8 protein-coding genes and 1 pseudogene are annotated in these 10,342 nt (G+C 70.4%); 5 read left to right on the forward strand and 4 right to left on the reverse strand.

Translation table 11 applies throughout. The features are described 5' to 3' along the window. Positions 1 to 76: 76 nt before the first annotated feature. The 4 genes and pseudogenes from QQ657_RS33145 to QQ657_RS33160 form a co-directional block, all read right to left on the reverse strand. Positions 77 to 1,453 carry a glycoside hydrolase family 10 protein gene (locus tag QQ657_RS33145; protein ID WP_284746227.1) on the reverse strand — a complete coding sequence of 459 codons (1,377 nt, stop codon included), beginning with the start codon at positions 1,451 to 1,453 and terminating at the stop codon, positions 77 to 79. Between the two features lie 388 nt (positions 1,454 to 1,841). Further along, positions 1,842 to 2,243 (reverse strand): annotated as a pseudogene (locus QQ657_RS56780) (DUF998 domain-containing protein); the annotation flags it as partial. 56 nt (positions 2,244 to 2,299) lie between these two features. Then, on the reverse strand, positions 2,300 to 3,670 hold the full coding sequence (locus tag QQ657_RS33155) for a glycoside hydrolase family 10 protein (RefSeq protein WP_284746229.1): 1,371 nt from the start codon (positions 3,668 to 3,670) through the stop codon (positions 2,300 to 2,302). Between the two features lie 20 nt (positions 3,671 to 3,690). After that, on the reverse strand, positions 3,691 to 4,440 hold the full coding sequence (locus QQ657_RS33160) for a GH12 family glycosyl hydrolase domain-containing protein (RefSeq protein ID WP_284746230.1): 750 nt from the start codon (positions 4,438 to 4,440) through the stop codon (positions 3,691 to 3,693). Between the two features lie 239 nt (positions 4,441 to 4,679). Between QQ657_RS33160 and QQ657_RS33165 the strand changes: the two genes are divergently transcribed. The 5 genes from QQ657_RS33165 to QQ657_RS33185 all read left to right on the forward strand — a co-directional run bounded on the left by QQ657_RS33165 (position 4,680) and on the right by QQ657_RS33185 (position 10,330). After that, positions 4,680 to 7,556 (forward strand): glycoside hydrolase family 9 protein, encoded by a 2,877-nt coding sequence (locus QQ657_RS33165; protein WP_284746231.1) that lies wholly within the window; start codon positions 4,680 to 4,682, stop codon positions 7,554 to 7,556. A 124-nt stretch (positions 7,557 to 7,680) separates the two neighbouring features. Continuing rightward, the gene (locus tag QQ657_RS33170) at positions 7,681 to 8,430 is read left to right on the forward strand and encodes a protease pro-enzyme activation domain-containing protein (protein WP_284746232.1); all 750 of its coding nucleotides are present in this window, start codon (positions 7,681 to 7,683) and stop codon (positions 8,428 to 8,430) included. After that, positions 8,379 to 9,449: a S53 family peptidase gene (locus QQ657_RS33175; RefSeq protein ID WP_284746233.1), complete on the forward strand. Its 1,071-nt coding sequence runs from the start codon at positions 8,379 to 8,381 to the stop codon at positions 9,447 to 9,449. Before QQ657_RS33170 ends, QQ657_RS33175 begins: the two co-directional genes overlap by 52 nt. A gap of 131 nt (positions 9,450 to 9,580) precedes the next feature. Then, a complete protein-coding gene (locus QQ657_RS33180; RefSeq protein WP_284746234.1) occupies positions 9,581 to 9,724 on the forward strand; it encodes a hypothetical protein in 144 nt (47 codons plus the stop codon). Between the two features lie 72 nt (positions 9,725 to 9,796). Beyond that, positions 9,797 to 10,330 (forward strand): MauE/DoxX family redox-associated membrane protein, encoded by a 534-nt coding sequence (locus QQ657_RS33185; protein ID WP_284746235.1) that lies wholly within the window; start codon positions 9,797 to 9,799, stop codon positions 10,328 to 10,330. Positions 10,331 to 10,342: the final 12 nt, after the last annotated feature.

Below are 10,342 nucleotides of genomic sequence, written 5' to 3' on the forward strand. Positions count from 1 at the left end.
AGTCAAGGACATCACCAGCCCGTCCGCGAAGCTCCCGGTGCGCGGACGGGCTGGTGACGACTTGTGGTGCCCTGCCTCAGGAAGTGCTGCAGCCGACGCTGGGCCAGTTCCGGTTCCCGTTGTGCTGGATGGTGACGCCCCAGTTGTTGCCGTTGCTGTTGGGGGTCGCGACGAGGACCTGACTGCTGGGCCAGGTGGCGTTGATGTTCCAGGTGGCGCTGATCCTCGCGGGACTCGGCACGGTCATCGTGACCGTCCACGAGCTGGAGCCGCTGACCGAGACGTTGAGGTTGTACCGGTCACTCCAGGACTGCCCGGCCGAAAGCGAGGCGGTGCAACTGCCCCCGCCGGGTGTCGTGGTCGGAGTGGTCGGGGTGGTGGTGCCCGTCGGGGTCGTCGTCGGTGTGGTGGTCGTACCTCCGCCGGAGTTGAGGACGTTCAGCACCGAGTTGTAGGCGGACTTCTTGTTGCCGTTGCCGTCGAACAGGAGCGGACTCTCGCCGGAGCGCCAGGAGTCGCTGTCCCGCACGCCCCACACCGTGATGCCGACGCAGCGCGCGACGTTCATGCACGCCTGGGTCAGCGCCGCGTACTGCGACGTGGACGCGTTCGTGACGTCGACCTCCGTCAGCGCCACGTCGACGCCGAGCGCCGCGAAGCTGGAGATCGTCGTCTGGAGGCTGCTCGGGACCGAGCTGCCGCCGGTGAAGTGGGCCTGCAGGCCGACGCAGTCGATCGGCACGCCGCGGGACTTGAAGTCCCGCACCATGTTGTACACGCCCTGGGTCTTGCCGTAGTTCCAGTTGTCGATGTTGTAGTCGTTGTAGCAGAGCTTGGTCGACGAGTCGGCCGCGCGCGCGGTCTTGAACGCGACCTCGATCCAGTCGTTGCCGGTGCTCTGCAGGTTCGACGAACGGCGGCTGCCGTCTTCGTTGAAGGCTTCGTTGACGACGTCCCAGTACGCGAGCTTGCCTTGGTAGTGGGCCATCACCTTCTGGATGTGGTTGATCATCGCGCTGCGCAGCGAGCTGCCGCCCATGTTCTGCATCCAGCCGGGCTGCTGGGCGTGCCAGGCCAGCGTGTGGCCGCGGACCTGCGCACCGTGGCTGACCGCCCAGTTGTAGATCTGGTCGCCCGAGGAGAAGTTGAACTGGTTCTGGTTCGGCTCGGTCGCGTCGGGCTTCATCTCGTTTTCGGGCGTGACCATGTTGAACTCACGTGCGGCGATCGTGGTGTAGGCCGAGTTGCTGAGCTTGCCGGCGGCGATCGCGGTGCCGAAGTACCGGCCGGACTGCGCGGCCGCGGCGCCCAATGTGCTCGCCGCGGCATCGGCGCCGGGGGCGGTCACGAGGACGGCGGCTGTCGCGGCGACGGTGGCCGCGGCCGCCACCACGCGGCCGGTCGGTGACCGCCACCACCGCTTGCCGCTCGGGCTCGAGGAACTTCTTGCCATCCGTGGTCTCCTTCCGGGCGTACGCCCAGGAGTAGCCCACCCGACGACGAGTCCCGGCTGGAGCCGGGAACCAAGTCGCCGGTGACCTGGACGATCCGATGATGTTCACTTGCTGCGAGCAGGAGAACACGGCACTTCGTTGCCGGGCAAAGAGTTTCGGTCGAGTTTCGACCGGTTCACCCGCGGGCCGACCACCTGTCTCCGGAACTTGCCGCCGGGCGGGGCTCTCCGGCGGCGCCGGAAGCTTGCGGAGAATGTTGCGCAACCGTTCCGGCGAGAACGTCAGGATCGTGGGATCGCGACCGGGTGCCCGCAGCGCACGCAGTTCCAGTGCGATGAGCCAGGTCCAGCCGAGCACGTTCGTCAGCCGCTGCCAGACACCGAGCGATTCGGTCGCCACGACGGCGACCGAAAAGGTCGCCGGCATGGCGATACCGACCGCGAGGGAGTACCAGCGCCAGAGCGGGGCCGTGGTCCGCCGCGCGGCGGTGAAACACGCGGCGATCAACGCGGCGGAGCTCACGGTCCCGACGACGTCGTGGACCATCCCGTGCCAGGTGCCCTGCTCGGCGGGCACCGGATCGGACAGGAACACACCGGCCAGCGCCAATCCCGCCCCGGCGAGCGCGATCAGCCCGCTCGTCCAGCGGTCCACCGTCCGCCGGAGCGCGAGGGAAGACAAGCGGACCGGGCTGTAGTCCGGTTTGACCGCATCGTTCACCAGGAAGAGCACGATGAACAAAGCCGATCCGGTCGCCCCGCACCACAGCATCGCGCGTCGCCAATTCATGGTGCGAGGCTGGGGACTCCTCTCTGAGACCGTACTGAGAGCCGCGCCGGCGAGGATCAGCCGGCCGCGCAGGACGAGGTGATGCCGTCGGCGCTGCCGGTGCCCTGGAATCCGAACTGCGTCGACTGCCCGGCGGCGACGCTGCCGTTGTAGCCGACGTTCGTCCAGGTGACGTTGCCGGTGGTGCCGCTCTGGCCGGCGTTCCAGCCGCTGGTGACCGCGGCACCGGACGGCAGGTTCGTCGTCACCGACCAGCCGGAAAGGGCGGTGGCGCCGGCGGTGACCCGCACGGTGGCCACGAAGCCGCCGTTCCACGAGTCGAGGGAGACCGAGCTGGTGCAGCCGGCGCCCGACGGGGTCGTCGGCGTTGTCGGTGTCGTGGGTGTGGTGGGCGTCGTCGGGGTGGTCGGCGTCGTGGTCGTGCCACCGGCGTTCAGGGCGTCGAGAACGCTCGTGTAGGCGGCCTTCTTGTTCCCGTTGCCGTCGAACAGGAGCGGGTTCTCGCCGGTGCGCCACGAATCGCTGTCACGGATGCCCCAGACGGTGAGGCCGGCGCAGCGGGCGACGGCCATGCAGGCTCGGGTGACCGTGCCGTAGACACTCGCCTGGTTGGAGCCGGAGATGTCGAGCTCGGTGATCTGGACCTCGACGCCGAGGTCGGCGAACCGCTGGAGGTTGGCTTGGTAGTCGCCGGGTGCCGAGTTGCTCAGGTGCGACTGGAAGCCGACGCAGTCGATCGGGACACCGCGGGACTTGAAGTCCCGCACCATGTTGTAGACGCCCGTGCTCTTCGCGTTGACGCCGTCGGTGTTGTAGTCGTTGTAACAGAGTTTCGCGGCGGGGTCGGCGGCCCGTGCGGCCCGGAAGGCGGCCTCGATCCAGTCGTTGCCGGTGCGCTGGAGGCTGGAGTCACGCCGCCCGCCGCCGCCGCCGTCCGCGAACGCCTCGTTGACTACGTCCCAGGCGTAGATCTTGCCCTGGTAGTGGGTGGCGACCTGGGTGACGTGGTTGATCGCGGCCTGACGCAGGGCGGAGCCGCTGAGGCCCTGGGCCCAGCCCGGCTGCTGCTGGTGCCACAGCAGCGCGTGCCCGCGCACCCGCTTGCCGTTGCTCACCGCCTGGTTGAGGATGCGGTCCCCGTTGCCGTAGCTGAACTGGCCCTGGTTCGGTTCGGTGGCGTCCCACTTCATCTCGTTTTCGGGGGTGACCATGCTGAATTCGCGGTTGAGGATGCCCACGTAGGTCGTATCGCCGAGCTTCCCTGCCGAAACGGCGGTGCCGAAGTACCGGCCCGTCTGGGCGGCCGACGCGCCGAGCGTCGTGGCCGCTCCGGCGGAGGTGGCGAGCAGCAGCGAAGCACCGAGCGACGCCGCCAGCAGCGTCGAAGCGAGCGCTGCGCGGGACAGGGATCGCGAGGTCGGTTTCATGGCGTGCCTTTCCGGAACGGTCAGCTGACGGTGGCCGAGAACGAGTTGACCGCGAGGCCGACGCCGCCGCTCCACGGCTCGAAACCGGCCTGGATGCTGGTCAGGTACCAGGAGCGGTCCACGCGGGTGCGGGCGTCGACGTCGTTGACGAAGTCCAGGACGCTGAACGACCAGCTCGAGATGGGCGACTGGGCGACGTAGGAGACCACGTCGTTGCCGCCGTTGTTGCCCTGCCAGACTTCCCAGCTCCGCCCGCCGATGGTCGTGGTGCCGACCCGGCCGCCGACCGGCTGCACCCCGCCCGTGCGGGTGAACCAGATCATCAGCTCCATCTGGTTGACCCCCGTGGTCTTGGCGGTGGGATCCATCCAGATGTCGTAGGAGGCGTCGAAGGTGCCACTGGTGTAGGTGTAGGAGATCGACGACGACACGCTGCCGATCCGGCTCAGCTGCCGGGGCAGGTTCGTGGCGGGGGAGCAGTTCCCGTAGTGGCACCCGGCGTAGACCGCCGGGTAGGACAGGGGCGCGCCGCCGCTGGTGGAGCCCTGCTGCGTCTGGATGCGGAACCCGCTGCCGGTGACGTTGATGCACTGGGTCGCGCTGCTGCCCCAGCGGTTGTTCATGACCACGTACCGGCCGCCGATCGTGGTCGACCCGTACTGGTCGCAGATGAGCGTGTCCGCGTGGGCGGCCGGTGCCGCGCCGACGGCCGGGACGACGAGCCCCGCCATGGCCAGGACCACCGCCGAAAGAGCGTGCTTCAGTTTCATGTGCCGCCTCCACCTCGTCGTGTGCGGGAACCTGCTGGGAGCGCTCTCAGCCCGGGGTCGTTCCGATGAAAGCACAAGGGGCGCGGGGAGCAAAGACCTCGGCCGTGATCAATTTTCCAGCTCGTCTTCGAAAGTTTCGCCGGTGATTGCCAGGGGAGCGTGGGAACGGTTACCTTCACCTGGGAGCGCTCTCAGTCCGGATCACCATCGACACGCCGACGAAGACGAGGAGCTGGCGAATGCGGGCAAGGAAGCTGCGGGCCGGTCCGGCCCTGCTGGTCGCGGTGGCGCTCGGGCTGGCGGGCGCCGCGGCACCCGCGTCCGCCGCGGACTACGAACGCCTGCTCAACGGCACTTTCTCCGGGGGCACCCTCGACCCCTGGTGGGCCGGGTCGGGCACGACCGGCCACGTCACCGGCGGGGAGTTCTGCACCGACGTCCCCGGCGGCACGGCCAACGGGTACGACGCGCTGTCCGGCCAGAACGGGGTGCCGTTCGAGGCGGGACAGCAGTACACCCTGACCTTCGACGCGCACGCGACGACGGCCCAGCAGATCTCCGCCGTCGCGGGCGAGGCCGTGTCGCCCTACCGGCAGATCTCGCGAACCGACCTGACGGTGACGCCGTCCACGCAGCACTTCACGGTCACTTTCACGTCCACTTTGGACTTCCCGGCCGCCGGAAACGGCCAGCTGGCGTTCTGGTTCGGCGGCCAGTCCGCCGCGAACACCGTCTGCCTGGACAACATCTCCCTCGTCGGCGGCGTCGTCCCGCCCGGCGGCCTGCCGCCGACGAGCGGCATCCGGGTGAACCAGGAAAGTTACATCCCGGGCCTGCCGAAGCGGGCCACGCTGATCAGCGATTCGGCCGCCGCGCAGACCTGGACGCTGAAGAGCTCCGCGGGGACCGCCGTGGCCACCGGCCGGACGACGCCGCGGGGTGCGGACGCGGCTTCCGGCGAGAACGTGCACGAGATCGACTTCTCCGCCTACGACACCGCGGGGACCGGGTACACGCTGAGCGTCGGCTCCGAGACGAGCTTCCCGTTCGACATCTCCGCCGCCGGGCCGCGGAAGCTGCGCTACGACTCGCTGGCGTTCTTCTACCACCAGCGCAGCGGCATCGCGATCGACGCCACCTACGTCGGCAGTGCTTACGCGCGGCCCGCCGGTCACGTGAACGTGGCCCCGAACCAGGGCGACGACGCCGTTCCCTGCCGGGCGGACCTGAACTGCGGCTACACCCTCGACGTGCGCGGCGGCTGGTACGACGCGGGCGACCACGGCAAGTACGTCGTCAACGGCGGCATCGCGGCGTGGGAGCTGCTCGACGAGTACGAGCGCGCGCTGCGCCTGGGCGACGCGAGCGCGCTGGGCGACGGCAAGCTGGCCATCCCGGAACGGGCCAACGGCGTGCCCGACATCCTCGACGAAGCCCGCTGGGAAGTCGACTTCCTCCTCTCCATGCAGGTGCCGGCCGGCAAGCCGGACGCGGGCATGGTGCACCACAAGATCCACGACGCGCAGTGGACGTCGCTGCCCACCCGGCCCGACCAGGACAGCCAGCCGCGCCGGCTGTCGCCGCCGAGCACCGCGGCGACGTTGAACACGGCCGCGGTCGCGGCGCAGGCGTCCCGGCTGTGGCGGGCCATCGATCCGGCGTACTCGGCGAAGCTGCTGGCCGCGGCCGAAAAGGCGTACGCCGCGGCCAAGGCGAACCCGGGCCGGCTCGCCGATCCGGACGACGGCACCGGCGGCGGGACCTACAGCGACAACAGCGTCACCGACGAGTTCTACTGGGCGGCCGCGGAGCTGTTCACCACCACGGGCAAGAGCGCGTACCGCGCCGACGTCACCGGCTCGGCGCTCTACCGCGGGAAGAGCTTCACCACCCACGGCTTCGACTGGGCCTCGACGGGCGCGCTCGGGGACATCACGCTCGCGGTGGTCCCCACCGATCTGCCGGCGGCGGACGTCACGGCGATCAGGTCGGCGATCACCACGACCGCCGACAGCCACCTGGCGCAGATGGCGGCCATGGGCTACCCGGCGCCCTACCGCACCGCCGACGGCTCCTACGAATGGGGTTCCAACGGCCTGGTGGCCAACAACGGCGTGGTGCTCGCGCTGGCCTACGACTTCACCAAGCAGGACAAGTACCGCGACGGCGCGTTCGCCGCGATGGACTACCTGCTGGGCCGCAACCCCGCGAACTACTCCTACGTTTCCGGCCACGGCGACCAGCCGGTGCGGAACGTGCACCACCGGTTCTGGGCGCACCAGCTGGACGCGTCCCTGCCGGCCGCGCCGCCCGGTGCGTTGTCGGGCGGGCCCAACAGCGGCCTGCAGGACCCGACCGCGGCCCGGCTGCTCGCCGGCTGCGCCCCGCAGCGCTGCTTCGTCGACGACATCCAGGCGTACTCGGTGAACGAGGTCGCGATCAACTGGAACTCGGCGCTGGCCTGGCTGGCGAACTGGACCGCGGAGAAGTCTCCGTCCGATGTGGACACCACGGCTCCGGCCGCGCCGGGCACCCCGGCCGTGTCCGCGGTGTCCAGCGGCGGCGCGACCCTGACCTGGACGGCGGCCGCGGATCCGGAGAGCGGGGTGCGGAACTACGACGTGGTCCGCGTGACCGGCTCGGCCCGCACGGTCCTCACCACCGTCACCGGCACGACCGCCACCCTGACGGGCCTCTCGCCGTCGACCGCGTACTCGGTCGTCGTGGTGGCCCGCAACGGCGCGGGCCTGACGAGCCAGGACTCGGCCGCCGCGCAGTTCACCACCCGGCCGGCCACTCCGGCGGGCGGCTGCGCGGTGACGTACGCGGCGAACACGTGGAACGGCGGCTTCACGGCCACCGTCACGGTGAAGAACACCGGCACGACGGCGTGGACCGGGTGGAAACTCGGGTTTGCGTTCCCCCGCAACCAGAAGGTGACGCAGGGCTGGTCGGCGACGTGGGCGCAGTCCGGCGCGGACGTGACCGCGACGGCGTTGTCCTGGAACGCTTCGGTGGCCCCGGGGCAGTCGGTCGCGATCGGCTTCAACGGCAGCTACCCGGCAACCAACGACAACCCGGCGTCGTTCACGGTCGACGGGAGAACCTGCGGCTGACCACGCCGATCACCGATTCGATACCAGGACGTGCAACAGGATGTACCCGAGCGAGCATCTGAGAGAGGGGGACCGTCCTCCGACGAAGGGACAGCCAGTGCGGAGACACCGACCTCTTCTGGTCTTGCTCGGAAGCCTCCTGGCCGCGACCGTTCTCGTGCCCGCCGCCGCGTCCGCGGACGGGCCGGCGCGGGTACCGGTCGGCGGGTCGGAGGGCACCAAATCCTCGCGCGTGGTCCGGGAGGGCACCGACATCGGACCGGCTGATCCGGCAGCACAGGTCACCACGCAGGTGTTCCTCGCCGGGGACACCCGGCGGCTGGCCGACTACGCCCGCGCCGTGTCGGACCCGCGCGATTTCCGCTACGGCCACTTCCTGACGCCCGGGCAAGTCCGCGCCCGCTTCGGACCGGCGCAGCACCGGATCGACGCCGTCAGCGGCTGGCTGCGCGGCACCGGCTTGTCGATCGTCAGCGCCGGCCCGCGTGCCGTCGTCGCCCGCGGCACGGTCGCCCAGGCGGCGGTAGCGTTCGGCACCCGGTTCGACAACTACACCTACCAGCAGATCCCGTTCCGGGCGGCGGTGGACCCCACGGTGCCCGCCGGGTTCGGGCCCGACATCCTGACCGTCACCGGGCTCACCGTCGCGACCGGTACCTGGCAACCGCCCGGACCGCCCACGACCGGATCCCGCACCGCCGCCCGCGTCGGGACGCCTGCCAGTCCCTGCCCGGACCACTACGGCGACACCCCGGCCGCCGACTTGCCTTCCGCCTACGGGCATCCCGTGCAGTGGGCGCCGTGTGGTTACACACCCCGGCAGTGCGCGACGCGTACGGGATCACCGGAACCGGCCTCACGGGCAAGGGGGTGACCGTCGGGATCATCAGCATCGGCAACGAGGTCAACACCCTGCCCGATGCCAACCGGTTCGCGGCCGAGCACGGTGAGCCCGTTTTCGCCCCGGGTCAGTTCACCGCCTACGTTCCGGCCGATGTCGCCCCCGAGGAAGGCAGCGGCGAGTTCGCGATCGTCGACCGGCACCTGGCCGACGTCGTGTCGGGGTCGATCATCGTCGGTTTCACCCCGGGCTACGCCCCGGACGCCATCGTCGCGTACGAACGCGCGTTCCAGGAAGGCGCCGTCGAGGGCATCACGTTCACCTTCGCCGGCGGCGACTCCGGTGGCGGCGGCACCCCGGACGAGGCCCGGACCGTCGAGTACCCGGCGTCCAGCCCGTGGGTGACCGCGGTGGGCGGCACGACGCTGGCGATCGGGCCCGGGAACTCCTACCGGTGGGAGATCGGCTGGGCGACCGACGAAACCTCCCTGTCCGCCGACGGAACGTCGTGGGATCTGCCACCGCCGGGCTATCAGGGAAAGGCTTCCGGCGGCGGAACCAGCACCGTGTTCCCGCAGCCGTTCTACCAGCGTGGTGTCGTGCCCGCGTCGTTCGCGGGTTCCCCGCCGATGCGGACGGTGCCGGACGTCGCCGCCTTGGCGGATCCCGATCTGTGCCTGCTCGTCGGCGAAACCGACTACAACCTCGACGGCACCTTGAGCTACAAGGTGGGCAACGGCGGCGGGACGAGCCTGTCTTCGCCCGCTTTCGCCGGAGTCGAGGCGCTCCTGGTGCAGGAGCACGGTCCCCTCGGTTTCGCGAACCCGGCGTTGTACGCGCGGCCCCGGTCGGCGTACCACGCGATCGCCGACAACCCCGCCGGGACACCGGACACGGTGGCGTTCGCGGTCGTGAGCCACGGGTTCGTCGACCTGATCACACCGGGGCAGTACGCGGACGCGAACCTGACCCACGCCCCCGGCTACGACACGGTCACCGGCCTCGGCTCACCGACCCGGCAGCTGATCGAGTCCTTCCGCCGGAAGCACTAGGCCGCTTCCGTCCGGCTTCCACGCGGCTTCGTTCCGGACCGCCCCGAGGACGGAGTTGTCCTCGATAGCGAACGGATAGCGAGGCTGAGCCACGATCTCCCGGTCGATTCCCGCTAGTGAGAGGAGTGATCATGGCTCGCATGATCAACACCCTGGGTGACCGGTTGCTGGGGCTGTTCCTGCGCGAGGTCAAGGCCGGCGCCTGCGTCCCCGAGCACGGCCAGGTCTGCAAGACGGTCTACTACCACTACGACTGCTACGGCAGCTGCAAGTAACCGCGACGCCCATGCCTTTCCCGCCGCGGCCTCGCGGCGGGAAAGGCGTTGCCGCGCAAAGGAGGTTCACCGATGATCGGCGCCCAGTTCGTGCTCGCCGCCCGGGTACTGGCCGGGCTCGTGTTCGCGGTCGCGGCCGTCGGCAAGCTCGCCGGGCGGGTGCGGCTGGCGGAGTTCGCCGCGTCGCTGGCGCCGCTCGGCCGGTCGCCGGTGGGCTGGCTGCCGATCGCCGCCGGGACCGCCGTCGCCGAGCTGGCCGTCGCCGTGCTCGTCGCGTTCCCCGCTACCTACCGGCTCGGGCTCGGGCTGGCGACGGCGGTGATGCTCGTGTTCTGCGCCGCGATCGCCCGTTCGATGCGGCTGGGCCGCCGCGTCACCTGCCGCTGCTTCGGCCGCTCCGGGGCGGTGCTCGGCCGTGCCCACCTCGTCCGCAACGCGCTCCTCGCCGGGTGGGCCGCGGCGGCCCTCGCCGTCCCGCCGGGGCTCGGTCTCGGACTCGACACCGCCGCGGCCGCCGCGCTCGTCGGCGCGTTCGCCGCGCTCGTCGCAATCAACTGGGACAGCCTGGCCGGCCTGGTCGGCAAGGCGGACACCGCCCATCGCTGAAAGAGGTATCTC

Origin of the sequence: Amycolatopsis ponsaeliensis (assembly GCF_030182635.1) — a bacterium.
Taxonomy (GTDB): Bacteria; Actinomycetota; Actinomycetes; order Mycobacteriales; family Pseudonocardiaceae; genus Amycolatopsis; species Amycolatopsis ponsaeliensis.

What these genes read in the sequence shown, in the direction of transcription:
- QQ657_RS33160 (WP_284746230.1), bottom strand. Translation starts at nt 4,440, where the DNA reads ATGAAACTGAAGCACGCTCTTTCGGCGGTGGTCCTGGCCATGGCGGGG.
- QQ657_RS33185 (WP_284746235.1), top strand. Translation starts at nt 9,797, where the DNA reads ATGATCGGCGCCCAGTTCGTGCTCGCCGCCCGGGTACTGGCCGGGCTC.
- QQ657_RS33155 (WP_284746229.1), bottom strand. Translation starts at nt 3,670, where the DNA reads ATGAAACCGACCTCGCGATCCCTGTCCCGCGCAGCGCTCGCTTCGACG.
- QQ657_RS33145 (WP_284746227.1), bottom strand. Translation starts at nt 1,453, where the DNA reads ATGGCAAGAAGTTCCTCGAGCCCGAGCGGCAAGCGGTGGTGGCGGTCA.
- QQ657_RS33180 (WP_284746234.1), top strand. Translation starts at nt 9,581, where the DNA reads ATGGCTCGCATGATCAACACCCTGGGTGACCGGTTGCTGGGGCTGTTC.
- QQ657_RS33165 (WP_284746231.1), top strand. Translation starts at nt 4,680, where the DNA reads ATGCGGGCAAGGAAGCTGCGGGCCGGTCCGGCCCTGCTGGTCGCGGTG.